The organism is Dactylosporangium salmoneum (genome assembly GCF_039532525.1).
GTDB lineage: Bacteria > Actinomycetota > Actinomycetes > Mycobacteriales > Micromonosporaceae > Dactylosporangium > Dactylosporangium salmoneum.
Genome location: NZ_BAAARV010000005.1, coordinates 29,272 through 46,054, shown reverse-complemented (window position 1 = coordinate 46,054; position 16,783 = coordinate 29,272). Strand labels below are relative to the sequence as shown.

Genomic DNA, 16,783 nt, shown 5'->3' with positions numbered 1-16,783 from the left:
TGGCCCTCACGCATCGCGGGCGGCACCGGACCGCACCCCTACCACAACACGGGCCGGGCGCAGCAGCGACTGCCCGAACAGCCAGCCCGGCCGGACCTCGCGCACCACGCGCCCGTCGCGCTCGTCGGAGGTGGCGGCCTGGCCGGCGGCCTCGTGGTACAGCGGATCGAATCGCTCGTTCTCGGAGACGAAGGGCGTGATGTCCCGCCGGGCCAGGATCTCGACGACCTCGGCCCGCACCGAGTCGAGCACCTCGGCCGGGTCGGCACCGTCCGTGCCGGCGGCGGTCAGGCGGTCGAGGAGCAGCAGCAGGTCCCGGGCGAACGGGGAGACGAACTGCCGCTCGAGGTCCTTCCGGGCGTCGCCGACCAGCTCGTACAGCTCCTCGTAGAGCCGGCGCTTGTCGCGGTCGTCCATCAGGCGCCGCTGGAACAGGTCACGCAGCCCAGCGACCTCCTGGGCCAGTGTCTGCAGGTCGGCCGGCTCGCTCATCCGAAGAACCGCCCGGCGGCCATGCCCATCTTGTTGCCGGCGTCCTGCATTTGCTCGGTCAGGTTCCCCTTGCCGAGCGCCTGCTGGGCGAGCTTCCAGGCCGGCTTGCGCCGCATCGCCGCGAACAGGCCGAACGCGGCGCCACCGCTGATGAGCAGGCTGAGGAAGAGGGCCGCGCCGATGCTCTGCGTCGCGTTGAAGCAGCCCGTGCAGGCGAACAGGAAGACGAAGATGCCCAGCCCGACGTACAGGTTGGGGGCCCGAGTATCCCACCGGATCTCCCGGCCCTGGGCCGCGAACGTCCGCAGCGCCGACACCGCCTCCCGCACCTCACCGTCCTTTGAGTGAAGCCGATCGATCTTGGTTGCGGCCCGCTCGAGGCCGTCGATCTGCTCCTCGGAGGTCCAGATGTGCCCGCCGCCCTGCAGCTGCGGTAGCTCGTCCAGCGCGGCATCGTGATAGGCCATGGCGAGGTGGTACTTGTAAACCTCGTCCTTCGGGAACCGCTTCACGATCGGCTCCATGAGCTTGACGGCGGCCTTCGGCTTGTCGTTGGCCAGGAACAGCCGCGCCTTGCTGGTGCCGTAGACGGGGTTCTCGGGGTCCGTGGCGAGCGCCTTGTCGAACTGGGTGAGCGCGCTCTTCCACTTCTCCTGCGCGGCGTACACCTCGCCGAGCAGATAGCTCGTGAACGCCTCGCCGGGCGCGAGCCGGCCCGCCTCCGCCAGCTCGTACTCGGCGTCCGGGAAGTTGCCCAGCAGCGCCGACGCCTGGCCGCGGACCGTCCACGCGACCGAGTTCCCGGGCGCGGACATCACCCACTCCTGGGCCACCCGGTGCGCGGCGAGCGGGTTGTCGTTTTCCAGGAAATGCCGCGCGCGGTCCTCCCAGTCGTCCGCACCGCCAGGCCCGCCCGCCGGGCCGACGGCGCCGACCTGCGCCTGGGCTTGCCGCGCCGGGCGGTTCTGGTCGTACTCGCGACGGCGCCCGGCGTCCAGCAGCGTCCGCTCGGCCTCGTCGAGGTCGCGCATGACCTGCTCGGCGTGGGCGCGCGTCTTGGGCTCGGGGTGGCTCTGCCGGGCGTTGAAGGTGCGTCGCTTGTTCTTGATCGCCGCCTTGATGTCCGCCGGGCTCGCGTCCGGCGCGAGGCCCAGTAGCTCGTAGAAGTCCACGAGGTGGGTGTTGTCGATGCTCATCGGCTACTCCGGTGCTGTTGCGGCGGCTACTGCACGCCGACGTCGGTGAGGCGGCGGGCGGACTCGATCAGCTCCTGCTCCGAGAAGTTCTGCGGGGCGTAGACCTCGAAGGTGCCCAGCGACTGCTTCGCGGTCAGGTCCGTGACCTCGACGAAGACGGTCTGGTCGATGTCATAGGCGTAGGTGACGGCGATGGGAGCGCCGGATGGGTACGACGGCAGCTTGACGACCTTGGTGTCGAGGATCTGGACGCCCTCGGGGTCGATGTCGTCGCCCTGCGTGATCTCGACGGCGACCTCTTCCTGGTTGTCGACCACCGTCGTGAAGAACCCCTGTTGCTGGGCCGGAATCCGGCTGTTGCGCGGAATGATCACGGTGTTCTCCATGCGCCCGGTGACCGGGTTGCGGGCCAGCGTGCCCAGGCCGTGCGAGGTCGCCTCGGCCACCGGTGGGATCGGCTGCCCGTCAACTGTCGGCACGGGTCCGCCCGGCTCGCCGGCGGCCTCCTCCAGCCGGGCCTGCACGGCGGCGCCGAGTACGACGAGCTCATCGGGGTTGATGCCGCGCTCGGCGGGCTTGCCGGCCTCCGCCTCGACCATGCGGCGCACCATCGGCATCCGGGTGGAACCGCCGACCAGCAACACCTTGTCGATGTCGGCCCACGTCAGCCCGGCGTCTTCGAGCGCGATCTCGGTCAGGCCCCGGGTGCGGTTCAGCAGCCCCTGCGCCGCCTCCTCGAACTCGGCCCGGGTCACCACGATGTTGTGGTTGCGCCCGCCGACGGTGAGCACCACCCGCGCCCGTTCCACCGTCGTCAGGCTGTGCTTGGCCAACTCGGTGCGCTCGCGCAGCATCGCGGTGGCGTGCTCGTCGTCGAACAGATCGGCGCCGCCCTCGGCCACGATCCGGTCGTTGATGAGCCCCATGAGGACGTTGTCGAAGTCGAAGCCGCCGAGGTTGCGGTCGCCCTGGATCGCCAGGACGCGCAGTTCGCCACCCTCGGTCCGCATGACCGTCACGTCGAATGTGCCGCCGCCGAGGTCGTACACGAGGAAGGTGCCGGCCGTGTCGGCGCCGATGCCGTAGGCCAGCGCGGCCGCGGTCGGCTCGTTGAGGATCCGCACGACATCGAGGCCGGCGATGGTGCCCGCGTCCTGGGTCGCTTTGCGCCGAGCGGAGTCGAAGTAGGCCGGAACGGTGATCACCGCCTGCGTGACCGGCCGGCCCAGGAACTCCTCGGCGTCCTCCTTGAGCCGGCGCAGGATGAAGGCGGAAACCTCCTCGGCGCGGTACTGCGCGCCGTTGCTCGCCTCGAACCGGTACGCCGGGTCTCCCATCTGCCGTTTTACGAACTGCACGACGTCCAGCGGTGCGGTCGCGGCGGACCGCTTGGCCATCGTGCCCACCAGCGGAGCGTCGTCCTGGAACAACACGACGGAGGGGGTGGTCGGCTCGCCGTCGCGGTTGGGAATGGTCTGCGGCTTACCCAGATCGTTGAGGAACCCGACGGCCGAGTAGGTCGTTCCCAGGTCAATTCCGACGATGGTCATGAGGGTGCCTCTCAGCGCGGCATGTTTCGCGGCGAGTGAAATACGGCTATCTCGCGGTAATGGCGCACAGCGTGAGCTGCGGCGATGTTGCTGCGTACGGTATCGAGGCGTGCCGCTGCGGTAATCCGCATGAAGTCCCGAGCTGGCTGCCGCTTCGACGGCCGGGTGTCCACCGCACGGCAGGTTCCTCCGGCTGTTCAGTGGCCCCATTCCGGGGACGTCGGGGGCCTGTTCACCACTCCCAGCGGAAGCCCACGACGGTCTGCTCGATGAATGGCAGGAGCACTGACGAGCAATTCCCGGAGCAATTCACCCGAACGTTCGGCGGCGGTCCCCCTTGGGGGCGGGCGTCGTCGTGCTCATCGCGTTCAGCCAGCGCGATCTCGTCGAGCGATCGTGGGCGGCGGGCGCCATGGCGTACCTGGTGAAGCGGAGGCTGCGTCGGCGCACCGCTCGGTGGAGGCCGCGGCGGCAGCGCACCGCCCGGGACTGCTTCCGTGGCGGCAGCGCACCGCCCGGGACTGCTTCCGTGGCGGCAGCGCACCGCCAGGGACTGCTTCCGTGGCGGCAGCGCACCGCTCGGCGCTGCTCTCGGGTCAGGCGCGGAGGCTGCTGCTCTCGGGTCAGGCGCGGAGGCTGCTGCTCTCGGGTCAGGCGCGGAGGCTGCGTCAGCGCACCGCTCGGTGGAGGCCGCGGCAGCGCACCGCTCGGGGCTGCTCCCGGATCACCCGCGCGAGGCTGCGGTGGCAGGGCACCGCTCGGGGCTGCTCTCGGATCAGCCGCGCGAGGCTGCGGTGGCAGGGCACCGCTCGGGGCTGCTCTCGGGTCAGGCGCGGAGGCTGCGGTAGTAGCGGACGGCTCGGGCGGCGAGGCGTTCGGTGCTGCGGGCCGCGGTCACGGAGCCGAGCATCGCGGGCGCGCCGGGCACGATCCGGCGGGCGAACCGGACGGCGAACGCCCTCGCGACCCCGGCGCCGAGCGCCCTCGCCAGGGCGCCGCCGAGCGTGGTGCTCCGGTCCGGCGGCCGGCCTGCCGGGACTCCCGCACCGCGGCCTCGGCGGTCTCCACCGTGGCGTGGACCTGCTGCAGGACGAGGAGCTCGGCGGCCCGGCGGCGGTCCTCGGGGTCGTGCCCGTACGCGGCGGCCACGTGCAGCACCAGCCGCGCCTGCAGCCAGCCGAGGGCGGCCGCCTCGACGACGACCCCGGCCGAGCCGGCGAACCCCGCGGCGAAGCCCTGCCGCCGCGCCCGCCGGACGAACTCCCGGGTGATCGCCCGCGACATCGCGTCACCGTCGACGCCCGGGTACGTGACCCGGTACCAATCGACCCGGTCGCGCGCCCCGGCGCCGAGCCGCTCGACCGCTGCCACCGCGAGCATCTCGGGGAGGAATGCGGGATCGACCGGCGCCGACTGGATCTGGACATTTGCGGATTCATCCGATTTGGCGGCCTGCACCGTGGCGGCTGGCGTGGGCTCGACGAATGCGCGGGCCTCGAAAATAGTGATCTCCGCCACTTTCGGTGCCGCTTTTTTCGCGGTGGCCTTCTTGGGGGCGGCCTTCTTCGCCGTGGCCTTCTTCGCGGGCGGGTCTTCCGTCGCGGGTGGATCAGCGGGAGGTTCCGCCAATGGTGTGACCTTCGTCGCGTTCGGGGCGGCCTTCTTGGCCGGAGCCGCCTTCTTCGCCGCCGCCTTCTTGGGCGCGGTCTTCTCGACCGGCTCTGCGGCTTTCCGAGCCGGCTCCGCGGCCGTCTTAGCTGCGGTTTTCTTGGCCGGAGCCGCCTTCTTGGCCGCCGTGGCCCGCTTCGCCGGGGTCGTCGCCGGGGGCGCTTCCTCGACCGGCGCCGCTTCGACGGGGAGCGGCTCGGGCACGGTCGCCGGGGAGGGCTCCGAACGCTGAGCCGGAGCACGAGACGCCCGGGTACCCCGCGCGGCTTCAGCGGCGGGAGGCGGGCTGGCCTGCGCGGGGGCGGTGCGGAAGGGGGTCGCCGAGACCGTGGGCGCGGCCGGCGCGAAGGGTGTCGTCGGGGCCGCCGTCCTGGGCCGGGGCGGCGCGGCCGGCGCATCCTCAGCGGTCGCATCCCGCGGCGGCGGCTCGAACCGCAGCGTCAGGTCGCCCAGAGCCCCGGCGCGTCGGGCATGGCCCGGGGGCGGGGCTTGTGGCGGTACCGAATCCGGTTTTGTGTCTTTTGTCGCCTTCCGACGATCCGGCGGATCCGCGTCCTCTCCCATCTTCACGAGCGTAATGGCCAACCGCCCGGAGCACCCGCCACGCGAACGACCAGCGCACACCCCGGGTCGCCACGCGGGGGGACTACCCACTTTGCCGGGTCTTGCCGCAAGCCTGTATCCTCGTACGGCGGTCTCTGGTGACGGGGACTGCTGGAGGCTTCGCCTAGTTCGGTCTATGGCGCCGCACTGCTAATGCGGTTTGGGTCTTAAAGCCCATCCCGGGTTCGAATCCCGGAGCCTCCGCGCAAAACCCGCAAAACCTGGTGTGTACACTAGGCCCAGCACCAAGCGCCCGTAGCTCAACGGATAGAGCATCTGACTACGGATCAGAAGGTTAGGGGTTCGAGTCCCTTCGGGCGCGCTCGATCGACAGGGTCTGAGCTGCAGAGATGCGGTTCAGGCCCTTCGTCGTTTCCGTCTCCTGTGGACGATGGGTGCCGCATGGGTGTCACTGCTCGTCCTCGACGGTTCGGGTGACGACGGGCGCGTGACCTGCGGCGCTTTCGCTTGTTGCCGGGTTGCTTGCCGGAGGGTGTCTGCTTTCGTCGCGACCGGCGGGCCAGGTGTGCCGGGCGGCGGTGGCGTCGGCGCAGCGGCGCTGGTGTAGGTGTCGGCGGTGACGACGATGCCGGAGTGGCCGAGCAGGTCCTGGCACCGTCTTGATATTGGCGCCGACAGTTCGGCGTAGGTGGAGACGGCGATCTCCGCGGCCGGCACGAGGTCTGACCCGCGAGCACGACCGAGCGGTGCGCCGACGCAGCCTCGGCGGCTGACCGCGAGTACCACCGAGCGGGTTGCGGGAAAGGTCTCATCCGGGTGCGCGCCCGCGCCGATGTCCCGAAAGGAGTACTCACCGCTCGAGGAGGGCCGGCATGGTCGAGGCAACCGGGAATCCGCGCCGTTCGTTGATGTCCGCGTTTCGCGATCTGTCGGTCGGCTGGAAGCTTCGCATCATGGCGATCCTGGTGTCCGTCCAGCTGCTGGCGATCGGACTGCTCGCCCTCTCGCAGCTCGGCAGTGCGCAGGGCCGGCTCGACGCGCTGTACAACGAGAATCTCCACCAGGTCCAGGCGGTGGACAACGTGCTCATGGCGTACAAGGACGTCCGCATCCAGCTGCGGGAGCTCGCGCTGGCGCAGTCGGCCGACGACAACGCCGCGGCCGAGAAGACCCTGCGCGGGGCGATCGACGACCTGAACAAGCGGTGGGAGCAGTTCAACTCCTCGGCCGGGCAGTGGGCGACGCAGGAGCGGCAGGCGTTCGCCGATTCCTGGCGGACGTACCAGTCGCTGCTGTCGGAGAAGCTGATCCCGCTCGCCTCCGCCCGCGACTACGGCAACTTCAACAAGGTGACCAAGGAGCAGGGGATACCGATCGCGGCGGCGATCGACAGCGCCACCGGGAAACTGGTGACCCTGCAGACCACGGACGCGGCGGCCACGCTGAAGGACTCCCGGTCGGCCTACGACACCTCGCGGGTGATCATGCTGGTCCTGATCGTGGTGGCGGTGGTGCTGGCGTTCACGGTGGTCCAGCTGATCAGCCGGGCCATCTCGCGGCCGCTCGCCCAGACGGTGAACGTCCTCGCCGCGCTGGCCGACGGGCGGCTGGACCAGCGGGTCTCGGTACGCAGCCGCGACGAGGTCGGCCGGATGGGGCGCTCGCTCAACAGCGCGCTCGAGCGGCTCTCCGAGACGGTGAGCTCGGTGATCGACTCGACCGCACAGCTGACCAACGCGGCGAGCCAGATCAGCGGCGCCTCGCAGAGCCTGTCGCAGGCGGCGACCGAGCAGGCTTCGAGCGTCGAGGAGACCACCGCCAGCATCGAGCAGATGTCCGCGGGGATCTCGCAGAACAGCGAGAACGCCGGGACCACCGAGAGCATCGCGACGAAGGCGACCACCGAGGCCCACGGCGGCGGGGAGGCGGTCAAGAAGACCCTCGAGGCGATGCGGCAGATCACCAGCAAGATCGGCATCATCGACGACATCGCGTTCCAGACCAACATGCTGGCGCTCAACGCGACGATCGAGGCGGCCCGGGCGGGGGAGCACGGCAAGGGCTTCGCGGTGGTGGCCACCGAGGTCGGCAAGCTCGCCGAGCGCAGCCAGGTCGCCGCGCAGGAGATCAGCGAGCTGGCGGCCAGCAGCGTGACGACGGCCGAGCGGGCCGGCGAGCTGCTCGACCAGATCATCCCCTCGATCACCCGGACCTCGGACCTGGTGCAGGAGATCGCGGCGGCCAGCGGCGAGCAGTCGACCGGGGTCCACCAGGTCAACATCGCGATGACCCAGATCGGCAAGGTCACCCAGCAGACGGCGTCGTCCAGCGAGGAGCTGGCCGCCACCGCCGAGCAGATGGCCGCGCAGACCGAGGAGCTGCGCAGCATGATGGCGTTCTTCACCACCGAGCGGGCCGGCAACGGGGTCCGCGGGTTCGCCCACGCGCGGCCGTCCCGCCCGGCCCCGGCCCCGGCCTACGCCACGGCCGGCGCCGGCGCGGGCAACCACCGGACCTTCGCGTCGTACCCGGCGACCGGCTCCGAGGTGACGGTCCCGGACATCGACGAGACCAAGTTCGACCGCTTCTAGGAAGCGAGAACCAAGCGAGAACCGCTTCTAGAAAGCGAGAACCGCTTCTAAGAAAGGACAGGGACCTGCTCGCGGGCGACGTGGTCGGCCACGAGCGGGCCCACGTCGAGGATCAGCGCCACCTCGCCGTTGCCCAGCACCGTAGAGCCGCTGATGCAGGTCGCCGCGCTGAACAGCCCGCCCAGCGGCTTGATGACGGTCTGGAACTGCCCGAGCAGCACGTCCACCACGAGCCCGGCCCGCTGCCCGGACTGCTCGATGACGACGACGTTCTGCCGGCGCGGCGGCGGCTCGGCGATGCCGAAGATGTCCCGCAGGCGGATGAACGGCAGCACCTCGCCGCGCAGCGACATGCAGGGCCGCGCCGCGCAGTTCCCCGGCAGTTCGACGCACTCGGTGACCCGGTCCAGCGGCACGATGTACGAGGCCGGCCCGACCCCCACGAGGAACCCGTCGATGATGGCGAGCGTGAGGGGGAGCCGGATCCGGAAGGTCGTCCCGGCGCCGGCCCGCGTGTCGACCTCGACGGTGCCGCGCAGCTCGGCGATGTTGCGCCGCACCACGTCCATGCCCACGCCCCGGCCCGACAGGCTGGAGACCGTCTCCTTGGTGGAGAAGCCCGGCTCGAAGATGAGGTCGTAGACCTCCTGGTCCGTCGGGCCGGCGGTGGGCGGCACGAGCCCGTTGGCGACCGCCTTGGCGAGGATCCGGTCCCGGTCGAGGCCGCGGCCGTCGTCGGCCACCTCGATGACGATGGAGCCGGCGTCGTGGAAGGCGTTGAGCCGCAGCTTGCCGCGCACCGGCTTGTCCGTCCGCTCGCGCTCCGCGCGGGTCTCGATGCCGTGGTCCAGGGCGTTGCGCACGAGATGGGTCAGCGGGTCGCCGATCCGCTCGACCAGCGCCTTGTCCATCTCCGCGTCGCCGCCGGTGATGATGAGGTCGACGTCCTTGTCGAGGTCGACGCAGACGTCGCGGACCACCCGCTCGAACCGGCGTAGCGTCGTGCCGATCGGCACCATCCGCAGCGAGAGCGCGCTGTGCCGCACCTCCTCGACCAGCCGCATGACCTCGTTCTGCGCGTCCACGTCGGCGCCGGCGTCGACCCGCCGGATGCCGACGCTGGACTGGGCGATGACCAGCTCGCCGACGAGGTCGATCAGCTTGTCCAGGCGGTTGGCGTACACCCGGATGGTCTGGTCCTGAGGACGGCTCTCGGCGGTCTTGCGCTGCCGGCTCAGCGCGGCCTCCACCACCGGCGCCTGGACCACGTTGCGCTCGATGAGGATCTCGCCGAGCGGGCGCGGGGCGCCGTCGCCGGCGCGGGCGTTGTCCTGCTGCTGGATCTGCAGGGCCGTGCTGATGTCGCGGTCGGTCGCCACGCCGCTCTCGATGAGCAGGTCGCCCAGGCGGTCGCGGTCGGGGAGCTCCTCGATGCGGCGCACGAATGTGTCGACCGGGACGGGGACGATCTCGATCTGGCTGTCGTCGCGGACGAAGTCGAAGACGCCCTCGATGTCGGCCTTCGGGGCGGTCGTGGCGAGCTCCGCCTCGAAGCCCAGGTAGCAGGTCTCGGGGTCCATGTTCTCGAGGTCGGGCAGCGCGTCGGCGCGGGTGGCGACCCGCGAGAGGGTGCCGATGGTCGACAGGTACCGCAGGAACGACAACGGGTCCATGCCGTTGCGCAGGCTGTCCGGCCCGAACCAGAGCGTGAGGCGCCAGGTCGGAGGCGCGTCGAGGAACGGCCGCAGCGCCAGCAGGAGCCGTTCCCCGGTGGCCTGTTCGTCGGCGGTCGGCGCGAGCCGGCCCGCGGCGATGCCCTCGACCATCGAGGAGACGTGGTCGGCGCACGGCAGCAGCGCCGACACGAGCGGGGCGGTGACGGGGAGCTCGCCCGCGCGGACCGACTCCAGCACCGTCTCGACCACGTGCGTGAACGACACCACGTGCCCCAGCCCGAACAGCCCGGCCGAGCCCTTGAGCGTGTGCATGGCCCGGAAGAGGGCGTTGACGGTGTCCGCAGTGTCGTCGTAGCCCTCCAGCCCGAGCAGGCCCTCCTCGAAGTCCTGCAGCAGTTCGCGGGCCTCGGTGAGGAACGTTCCCAGCGCGTCGCCGAAGTCAGCGAAGTCGTTCACAGCGCCCCCAGCGATCCGGTGTCGAGGTGGGCGACCGAGAGGGCCGTTGCCACCGCAGGGCTGGGATGCCGCAGCGTGAGGCGGGTGCCCTGCTGGCGGGCGTCGTGGTGGGCGGCCAGCAGGAGCTGCAGGCCGGCGGTGTCCAGCTCGGTCACGCCGGACAGGTCGAGCTCGAAGGGGCCCGTCCCGCGCAGGTACGCGCGCAGCCGGGCATGCTGCTCCGCGGCCGTCATGACGGTCAACTCCCCCTCGAAAGCGAGGCCCTCGAAAGCGAGGCCCGAGAAGCCGAGGCTCATGGCGCGATGAGCTTCTGCACGGCGGCGAGCATCTGGGCCGGCTGGAACGGCTTGGTCACCCACGCCTTGGCCCCGGCCGCCTGGGCCTGCCGCTTCTTCTCCTCCTGCGACTCGGTCGTCAGCATGATGATGGGCGTGAACTTGTACGCCGGAAGCTTCTTCACCTCGCCGACCAGCGTGATGCCGTCCATGTTCGGCATGTTCACGTCCGAGACGATGAGGTGCACGCGGCGGCCGTCGAGCTGGCGCAGCGCGTCCTGGCCGTCCGTGGCGGCCAGCACCTCGTAGCCCGCGCCGCGCAGGGCGATCGTCACCACCTGCCGCACGGATGCCGAATCGTCGACAACGAGGATGGTCTTCGACATGAGGACTCCTAGAAGAAGGTGATCTCCGATTCGGGCACCCCGGCGGCGACGCCGGCGTGCTGGGCGTCGCGCTCCTGGTGCATGGTGTAGGTCGCGGTGAGGTCGTCGAGCAGGCGCCGCCCGTCCAGCGGCCGGCGGATCCCGGTCGCGTCCGGCTCGGCCCGGTCGACGAGGCCCGGCAGCTGCTCGATGCTGTCCTTGACGTGCCCCAGGACCTGCCCGATGCGGTCCTGGAACTGCAGGTTGACGATGGCCTGCGAGACGCCGCCGCGGATGCCGACGGCGGCCCGTTCCAGCTCGTCGGAGGAGTGCCGGAGGCCGGAGAAGACCGCGTCGAGGTCGTCGAGCACCTCGCTCACCTCGGTGTTGGCCCGCGCGACGGCGACCCCCTCGCGCTCGGCGTCGCCCTCGGCCCGCGACAGGGTGGACGTGATCGCGCCGCCGATGCCGTCCACCCGCTGCGCCATCCGCTCGCTGGTCTGGAACGAGCGGTCGGCGAGCTGGCGGACCTCGAGCGCGACGATGCCGAAGCCGGCCCCGGCCGCGCCGGCCCGGGCCGCCTCGATGGAGGCGTTGAGGGCCAGGAGGTTGGTCTGCGCGGCGATCTGCGCCACCTCGGCGGTCATCTGCTTGAGCTCCTGGTTGAGCTCCAGCAGCCGCTCCAGGTCGCCGAGGGCGGCGCGCTTGGAGCGCAGCGCGTCGTCCAGCGTGCTCACCACGTTGTCCAGGCGGTGCCGGCCGCGCTCCAGCGCGCCGCCGCCCCGGCTGTCCTCCAGCGCCGCGCTGGAGGAGGCCAGGACCGCGTCGAGGTTCTCGACGATCTGGCCGAACTCGGCGGTCACGGCGCCGACGGCGTCCTCCATCTGCGACCGCGAGGACGCGATCTGGTTGGCCCAGACGGGCGTGATCGTGGACGCGAGGTCGCCCACGCTGTCCTGGAATCGGATGGCGTCCCGGCGCACCGTGGCCTCGTCGGTGGTACCGCGGGCGGACCGGCGGCCGAACCAGGCACCGGCGGCCGCGCCGACCGCGAGGGCGAGCAGGACGAGCAGCAACTCAAGCATGGGTACGGATCACCTCGGCTATGGCGGACAGGGGAACCTCCCGGTCGACGGCCCCGAGCCGGACCGCCTCCTTCGGCATGCCGTGCACGACGCAGGTCGCTTCGTCCTGCGCGACGGTCAGCGCGCCGGCCTGGCGCATCTCGAGCAGACCGCGGGCGCCGTCGTCGCCCATGCCGGTCATGATCACGCCGAGCGCGCGCGGGCCGGCGACCTTGGCGACGGAGCGGAACAGCACGTCGACCGACGGCCGGTGCCGGTTGATCGGCGGGCCGTCGCTCACCTTGACCCGGAAGTGGGCGCCGTCGCCGACCAGCTGCAGGTGTCGGCCGCCCGGGGCCACGAGCACGGTCCCGGCCACCACCGGGTCGCCGTTGCCGGCCTCGCGCACGCTCATCGGGCACATGCCGTCGAGCCGCTCGGCGAAGGCGGCGGTGAACTTCTCCGGCATGTGCTGCACGATCACGATGCCCGAGCGCACCGGGGGCAGGGCGGTGAGCACCTGTTCGAGCGCCTGGGTGCCGCCGGTCGAGGTGCCGATGGCCACGACCCGGTCGCTGGTGGTGCCGGGCGGGTCCGGCGCGGCCGGCAGGGGGCGGCGCTCGTTCGCGGGGACCAGCCGGGACGCCTTGCCGGCCGCCGCGGCCCGCACCGCCGTGACGATGTCGCCGGAGTCCTCCTCCAGGAACGTCTTCAGGCCGGTCGTGGGCTTCGGTACGACGCTCGCCGCCCCGGCCGCCAGCGCCTCCATCGTCGCGCGGGCGCCGCGCTGGCTCAGCGTCGAGCAGATGATCACCGGCGTCGGCCGGGCCGCCATGATCTTCTTGAGGAAGGTGATGCCGTCCATCCGGGGCATCTCGATGTCGAGCACCACGACGTCGGGCCACTGGCGGTTCATCTGCGTCATGGCGAAGAGCGGGTCGGCGGCGCAGCCGATCACCTCGATGCCGGGCGCGCCGGACAGGCGGCGCGACAGCACCTGCCGCACCACCGCCGAGTCGTCCACGATGAGGACGCGGATCGTCATGCCGAGTCCTCCAGGTGCCGCAGCGCCTGGTGCTGCAGCCAGACCTCGCCGGTGGCGATGTCGAAGATGAGCAGGCGCGATCCGGTGCTGCCCAGGTGCCGGGCCGCCGGGTGCAGGCCCTGCTCCTCGAGCAGCCGCAGCCCGGCCGCGACGTTGCCCTGCGGGACGCCGCCGCTGTGCGGGAACTGCGCCCCGCCGCCGAACATCTTCGCCTCGTACTGCGAGATCTCCGTCCCCCGCCCGCGCACCTCGCGCAGCAGCAGTTCGACGGCCTCGTCGGCGTACCGGCCGCTGAGCTCGCCCCCGGGCTGCCGCTGACTCCGCGCCGGCACGACGAAGTGGCACATGCCGCCGACGCGCAGCCGCGGGTGCCACAGGGTGATCGCCACGCACGAGCCCAGCAGCGTGCGCAGCCGGACCCCGGCCCCGGCGAAGCGGACGTCGCCGGGGTGCAGGTAGATGTCCGTCGCCGGGCTAGCCATGGGCCGCCTCGGGGAGCCGGTAGATCGACGGCTGCACGGCGCGCAGCCGCGACGGGATGCCGTTGAGCGTCTCGGACAGGCTGACGATGAGGTGCCCGCCGGGCTGCAGCATGTGCTGTACCCGGTCGATCAGGCCGGCCTTCGTGGCGTTCTCGAAGTAGATCATCACGTTGCGCAGCATGATCACGTCGAAGCGGCCCAGCCGGCGCAGGTCGTCGAGCAGGTTGGCGTGCTGGAAGTTCGTCCGGGCCCGCAGCGCGCGGTCGACGAGGATGAGCCCGTGGTACTCGTCCCGGCCGCGCCGGAAGTACTTCTGCAGCAGCGGCCGCGGGATCCGCTCCGTCGCGGTGATCGGGTACAGGCCGGCCCGGGCCCCGGCCACCATCCGCGACGAGATGTCGGTGCCGACGATCTCCCAGGCCCCGTCCGGCATCGCCTCGGACAGCACGACCGCGGCGGTGTACGCCTCCTCGCCGCTGGAGCTGGCCGCGCTCCACAGCCGCAGCGGCCGGCCGGCCGGGTGCGCGGGCGCGATGACCCGGCCCAGGTACTCGAAGTGCTGCGGCTCGCGGAAGAAGAACGTCTCGTTGGTGGTCAGCTGGTCGATCGCGAGGCGCAGCTCATCGGTCTGCTGCGGCGCGGAGAGCAGCCGCAGGTACTGCGTGTAGCTCGACAGCCCCAGCGCCCGCAGCCGCCGGTCCAGCCGGCCCATGACGAGCGACTCCTTGCCCGGGGACAGCCGGATGCCCGTGTGGCGGTGCAGGAACTCGCTGACGGCCTGGAACTCGGCCGGGGTGATCACGATCGGCCCGGCCAGCAGCGACGTCATGACACCGGCGCGGGCCGGCTCGCACCCTCGGCGTCGTCGGCCGGATCGGGCGGCGCGCTCGCCAGTGCCGCGATGTCGGCCGCCGGGAGCAGGTGCCCGACGTCGAGCACGATGATGAAGTCGCCATCGCGCTTGGCCATGCCGCCGATGAAGTCCGCGTGGATGCCCGCGCCGAAGGCCGGCGGCGGTTCGAGGTCCTCCGGTGTGAACGTCTCGACCTTGCTCACCGCGTCGACCAGGATGCCGATCTCCTGCCCGTCGCCGCGCCCGCCCGGGGCCTCGCCGGCCCCCGGGACGCCGTTGACGTGCACGATGATGATGCTGGTGCGCCGGGCGATGGCGGTGGAGCCCTTGGCGAAGCGGATGGCCAGGTCGATCACCGGAACCGCCCGGCCGCGCAGGTTGATGACGCCGCGGACGAAATCGGGCGCCATGGGCACGACCGTGAGGTTGCGGTACTCCAGGATCTCCGCGATGTGGAAGATGTCCAGCGCGTAGGCCTCGCCGTTGAGCGTGAACGTCAGGTACCGCGCCTCGGAAGCAACGTCCACGCTCACGGCGATTCCCCCTGGTGACACCCGTTCTGCACCCCTCGTGCCACTCATCGGCACCACGGGAGCCACCTCAAGGAAAACGTCAGACGAGCGGCGTGATGTCCAGCCCCGCCAGCTCCCGCGCCCCGGCCACCACCTCGATCGCGATGATCCGCCCGCCGGCGACGGTGAAGCTGAGCGCCAGCCGGGCCAGCCCGTCCGGCGAGCGCACCACCGCGCCCGCCGCGCCGTCGATGTCGGCCGGCTCGGCGCCCTGTGCCCGGCCGTGGAAGAACTCGGCCACCACCTCCGCGCCGCGCGACTGGCCGCTGCCGCCCATCCGGGCCGCGGTCTCGTCGGCGCGCATGACCACGTCGGGGTCCAGCAGGGTGAGCAGCCCCGTCATGTCCCCGGTGCGCGAGGCGGTGAGGAACGCGGCCACGATCTCCCGCTGCCGCCGCACGTCGGCCGCCGAGGCGGAGCCGCCCGACTGCACCCGCCGCCGGGCCCGGCTGGCCAGCTGCCGGGCCGCGGCCGGGCTGCGCCCCACGACGACCGCGATGTCCTCGAACGACACCGCGAACATGTCGTGCAGCACGAACGCCAGCCGCTCGGTCGGCGTGAGCGTCTCCAGCACCACGAGCAGCGCCACCCCGACCGAGTCGGCGAGCACCGCCGCCTCCTCGGGATCGCCGCCGCCGGTCGGCGCGTCCACGGCGTCGAGCGGCTCTTCGCGGCGCCCGGCCCGCGAGCGCAGCATGTCCAGGCAGATGCGGCCCACGACGGTGGTGAGCCAGGCGGCGAGGTTGTCCACCTCGCCGGCGTCCGCCCGGTGCAGCCGCAGCCAGGCCTCCTGCACGGCGTCGTCGGCCTCGGCCGCCGAGCCCAGCATCCGCTGCGCCACCGCCCGCAGCCGGGGCCGCGCGGCCTCGAACCGTTCGGCCAGCACCTCGTCGTTCACATCGCCCACCTTTGGCACTAATTGTGGCCTACGCCATATTCGTCACACTGCCCGCCACCGGGGCGTCATACAAGCGACGAACCAAACAGCCCCGATGTGACGGAGGAACGACGATGGACACCACGAACACGCCCCGCCTGACCAACACTGCCGGGCCGGACGTTCTGAAGGCGGTCAACCTGCTGTACAAGGCGGCGCACTCGTCCGGGGTGCCGGGCCCGACGCTGGAGCTGGTCCACCTGCGGGCCAGCCAGATCAACGGCTGCGGCCCCTGCGTGGACTCCGGCGCCCGCTCCGCCCGCAAGAACGGCGAGACCGACGAGCGGCTGTTCGCCGTGGCCGCGTGGCGGGAGACGCCGTACTTCACCGCCGCGGAGCGCGCCGCCCTGGCCCTCGCCGAGGCGGCGACCCGGCTGGCCGACCGGGCGGACGCGGTGCCGGACGAGATCTGGGCCGCGGCCGCCGAGCACTTCAACGACGAGCAGCTGAGTGGGCTCGTGCTGTGGGTGGCCGTGACGAACTTCTTCAACCGCATCAACGTCACCACCCGCCAGCAGGCCCCGCAGAACTGGGGCTAGAAGGTGACGCGGGGACCGCAGGCAACTCCCCCCGCGGTGTGACCGTGGGTTGCGACCCGCGCGGCTACCTTCCGTTGCATGCGGATAATCGCGCGAGTCCTGATAGCCACGGGCATCTGCGTCCTGCTGATGGTCACCGGCCCGGGCGTCCTGCCGGCCTGGTCCTGAGCCGAAAACCAGCGGCGGGGCGCCCGGGCGCTCGGTACCGTGCGATGGCATGGCTGACATCGGCAAGGTGCTGCGGGACAGGCTCGCGGCCGCGTTCGAGACCGTGACCGGATCGACCGTGGACCCCGCCCTGCGCCGATCGCAGCGGGCCGACTTCCAGGCCAACGGAGCGCTCGCGCTGCCGGGGGACAAGCGGGCCACGGCGGCCGCGGTGGTCCGGGCCGCCGGGCTCGACGAGCTCTGTTCCCGCGTCGAGGTGGCCGGTCCGGGGTACGTCAACCTCACCCTCG

Annotated in this window: 15 protein-coding genes, 2 tRNA genes and 2 pseudogenes; 6 read left to right on the top strand and 13 right to left on the bottom strand. The window is 71.6% G+C overall.

The annotated features are described in order from the left end of the window. Window positions 1-6: 6 nt before the first annotated feature. Genes ABD352_RS02965 through ABD352_RS02955 form a run of 3 tightly spaced genes read right to left on the bottom strand, consistent with a single transcriptional unit; the run spans window position 7 to window position 3,238 of the window. The gene (locus tag ABD352_RS02965; protein WP_344610616.1) at window positions 7-492 is read right to left on the bottom strand and encodes a nucleotide exchange factor GrpE; all 486 of its coding nucleotides are present in this window, start codon (window positions 490-492) and stop codon (window positions 7-9) included. Next, window positions 489-1,688 carry a tetratricopeptide repeat protein gene (locus tag ABD352_RS02960; RefSeq protein WP_344610615.1) on the bottom strand — a complete coding sequence of 400 codons (1,200 nt, stop codon included), beginning with the start codon at window positions 1,686-1,688 and terminating at the stop codon, window positions 489-491. Before ABD352_RS02960 ends, ABD352_RS02965 begins: the two co-directional genes overlap by 4 nt. A 26-nt stretch (window positions 1,689-1,714) precedes the next feature. Then, a complete protein-coding gene (locus ABD352_RS02955; RefSeq protein WP_344610614.1) occupies window positions 1,715-3,238 on the bottom strand; it encodes an Hsp70 family protein in 1,524 nt (507 codons plus the stop codon). A gap of 343 nt (window positions 3,239-3,581) precedes the next feature. Here ABD352_RS02955 and ABD352_RS02950 point away from each other — a divergent pair. Then, window positions 3,582-3,668: pseudogene (locus ABD352_RS02950) on the top strand (response regulator); the annotation flags it as partial. Window positions 3,669-4,132: 464 nt separating this feature from the next. On the opposite strand, the gene ABD352_RS02945 reads toward ABD352_RS02950, so the two are convergent. Beyond that, window positions 4,133-5,110, bottom strand: a complete 978-nt coding sequence (locus ABD352_RS02945) for a hypothetical protein (protein WP_344610981.1) — start codon at window positions 5,108-5,110, stop codon at window positions 4,133-4,135. A gap of 512 nt (window positions 5,111-5,622) precedes the next feature. On the opposite strand from ABD352_RS02945, the gene ABD352_RS02940 reads away from it, so the two are divergent. The 3 genes from ABD352_RS02940 (at window position 5,623) to ABD352_RS02930 (ending at window position 8,061) form a co-directional block, all read left to right on the top strand. After that, window positions 5,623-5,713, top strand: a tRNA-Ser gene (locus tag ABD352_RS02940). A gap of 45 nt (window positions 5,714-5,758) precedes the next feature. Further along, window positions 5,759-5,831: transfer RNA gene (locus tag ABD352_RS02935), tRNA-Arg, on the top strand. Window positions 5,832-6,378: 547 nt separating this feature from the next. Next, entirely contained in the window at window positions 6,379-8,061 is a 1,683-nt protein-coding gene (locus ABD352_RS02930; protein WP_344610613.1) for a methyl-accepting chemotaxis protein, read from the top strand. A 47-nt stretch (window positions 8,062-8,108) separates the two neighbouring features. Here ABD352_RS02930 and ABD352_RS02925 read toward each other — a convergent pair whose 3' ends face one another. The 9 genes from ABD352_RS02925 to ABD352_RS02885 all read right to left on the bottom strand — a co-directional run bounded on the left by ABD352_RS02925 (window position 8,109) and on the right by ABD352_RS02885 (window position 15,747). Continuing rightward, window positions 8,109-10,193, bottom strand: a complete 2,085-nt coding sequence (locus ABD352_RS02925) for a chemotaxis protein CheA (protein ID WP_344610612.1) — start codon at window positions 10,191-10,193, stop codon at window positions 8,109-8,111. Continuing rightward, on the bottom strand, window positions 10,190-10,489 hold the full coding sequence (locus ABD352_RS02920) for an STAS domain-containing protein (protein WP_344610611.1): 300 nt from the start codon (window positions 10,487-10,489) through the stop codon (window positions 10,190-10,192). The genes ABD352_RS02925 and ABD352_RS02920 overlap by 4 nt, the downstream gene beginning before the upstream one ends. Further along, on the bottom strand, window positions 10,486-10,854 hold the full coding sequence (locus ABD352_RS02915; protein ID WP_344610610.1) for a response regulator: 369 nt from the start codon (window positions 10,852-10,854) through the stop codon (window positions 10,486-10,488). The genes ABD352_RS02920 and ABD352_RS02915 overlap by 4 nt, the downstream gene beginning before the upstream one ends. A gap of 8 nt (window positions 10,855-10,862) precedes the next feature. Further along, window positions 10,863-11,918, bottom strand: coding sequence for a methyl-accepting chemotaxis protein (locus ABD352_RS02910; RefSeq protein WP_344610609.1), 1,056 nt, complete (start codon window positions 11,916-11,918; stop codon window positions 10,863-10,865). Then, a complete protein-coding gene (locus tag ABD352_RS02905; RefSeq protein WP_344610608.1) occupies window positions 11,911-12,942 on the bottom strand; it encodes a protein-glutamate methylesterase/protein-glutamine glutaminase in 1,032 nt (343 codons plus the stop codon). Before ABD352_RS02905 ends, ABD352_RS02910 begins: the two co-directional genes overlap by 8 nt. Continuing rightward, window positions 12,939-13,424, bottom strand: a complete 486-nt coding sequence (locus ABD352_RS02900; RefSeq protein ID WP_344610607.1) for a hypothetical protein — start codon at window positions 13,422-13,424, stop codon at window positions 12,939-12,941. The genes ABD352_RS02905 and ABD352_RS02900 overlap by 4 nt, the downstream gene beginning before the upstream one ends. Then, window positions 13,417-14,253, bottom strand: a complete 837-nt coding sequence (locus ABD352_RS02895) for a CheR family methyltransferase (protein ID WP_344610606.1) — start codon at window positions 14,251-14,253, stop codon at window positions 13,417-13,419. Before ABD352_RS02895 ends, ABD352_RS02900 begins: the two co-directional genes overlap by 8 nt. Then, complete coding sequence (locus ABD352_RS02890) at window positions 14,250-14,810, bottom strand: chemotaxis protein CheW (protein WP_344610605.1); 561 nt, start codon at window positions 14,808-14,810, stop codon at window positions 14,250-14,252. Before ABD352_RS02890 ends, ABD352_RS02895 begins: the two co-directional genes overlap by 4 nt. A gap of 79 nt (window positions 14,811-14,889) precedes the next feature. Continuing rightward, on the bottom strand, window positions 14,890-15,747 hold the full coding sequence (locus tag ABD352_RS02885; RefSeq protein ID WP_344610604.1) for a sigma-70 family RNA polymerase sigma factor: 858 nt from the start codon (window positions 15,745-15,747) through the stop codon (window positions 14,890-14,892). A gap of 113 nt (window positions 15,748-15,860) precedes the next feature. Here ABD352_RS02885 and ABD352_RS02880 point away from each other — a divergent pair, with 113 nt between their 5' ends. Further along, the gene (locus ABD352_RS02880) at window positions 15,861-16,325 is read left to right on the top strand and encodes a carboxymuconolactone decarboxylase family protein (protein ID WP_344610603.1); all 465 of its coding nucleotides are present in this window, start codon (window positions 15,861-15,863) and stop codon (window positions 16,323-16,325) included. A 217-nt stretch (window positions 16,326-16,542) separates the two neighbouring features. Further along, window positions 16,543-16,783, top strand: a pseudogene (locus ABD352_RS02875) (arginine--tRNA ligase); the annotation flags it as partial.

What these genes read in the sequence shown, in the direction of transcription:
- ABD352_RS02955 (WP_344610614.1), bottom strand. Translation starts at nt 3,238, where the DNA reads ATGACCATCGTCGGAATTGACCTGGGAACGACCTACTCGGCCGTCGGG.
- ABD352_RS02920 (WP_344610611.1), bottom strand. Translation starts at nt 10,489, where the DNA reads ATGAGCCTCGGCTTCTCGGGCCTCGCTTTCGAGGGCCTCGCTTTCGAG.
- ABD352_RS02900 (WP_344610607.1), bottom strand. Translation starts at nt 13,424, where the DNA reads ATGGCTAGCCCGGCGACGGACATCTACCTGCACCCCGGCGACGTCCGC.
- ABD352_RS02910 (WP_344610609.1), bottom strand. Translation starts at nt 11,918, where the DNA reads ATGCTTGAGTTGCTGCTCGTCCTGCTCGCCCTCGCGGTCGGCGCGGCC.
- ABD352_RS02960 (WP_344610615.1), bottom strand. Translation starts at nt 1,688, where the DNA reads ATGAGCATCGACAACACCCACCTCGTGGACTTCTACGAGCTACTGGGC.
- ABD352_RS02930 (WP_344610613.1), top strand. Translation starts at nt 6,379, where the DNA reads ATGTCCGCGTTTCGCGATCTGTCGGTCGGCTGGAAGCTTCGCATCATG.
- ABD352_RS02905 (WP_344610608.1), bottom strand. Translation starts at nt 12,942, where the DNA reads ATGACGATCCGCGTCCTCATCGTGGACGACTCGGCGGTGGTGCGGCAG.
- ABD352_RS02915 (WP_344610610.1), bottom strand. Translation starts at nt 10,854, where the DNA reads ATGTCGAAGACCATCCTCGTTGTCGACGATTCGGCATCCGTGCGGCAG.
- ABD352_RS02880 (WP_344610603.1), top strand. Translation starts at nt 15,861, where the DNA reads ATGGACACCACGAACACGCCCCGCCTGACCAACACTGCCGGGCCGGAC.
- ABD352_RS02965 (WP_344610616.1), bottom strand. Translation starts at nt 492, where the DNA reads ATGAGCGAGCCGGCCGACCTGCAGACACTGGCCCAGGAGGTCGCTGGG.
- ABD352_RS02895 (WP_344610606.1), bottom strand. Translation starts at nt 14,253, where the DNA reads ATGACGTCGCTGCTGGCCGGGCCGATCGTGATCACCCCGGCCGAGTTC.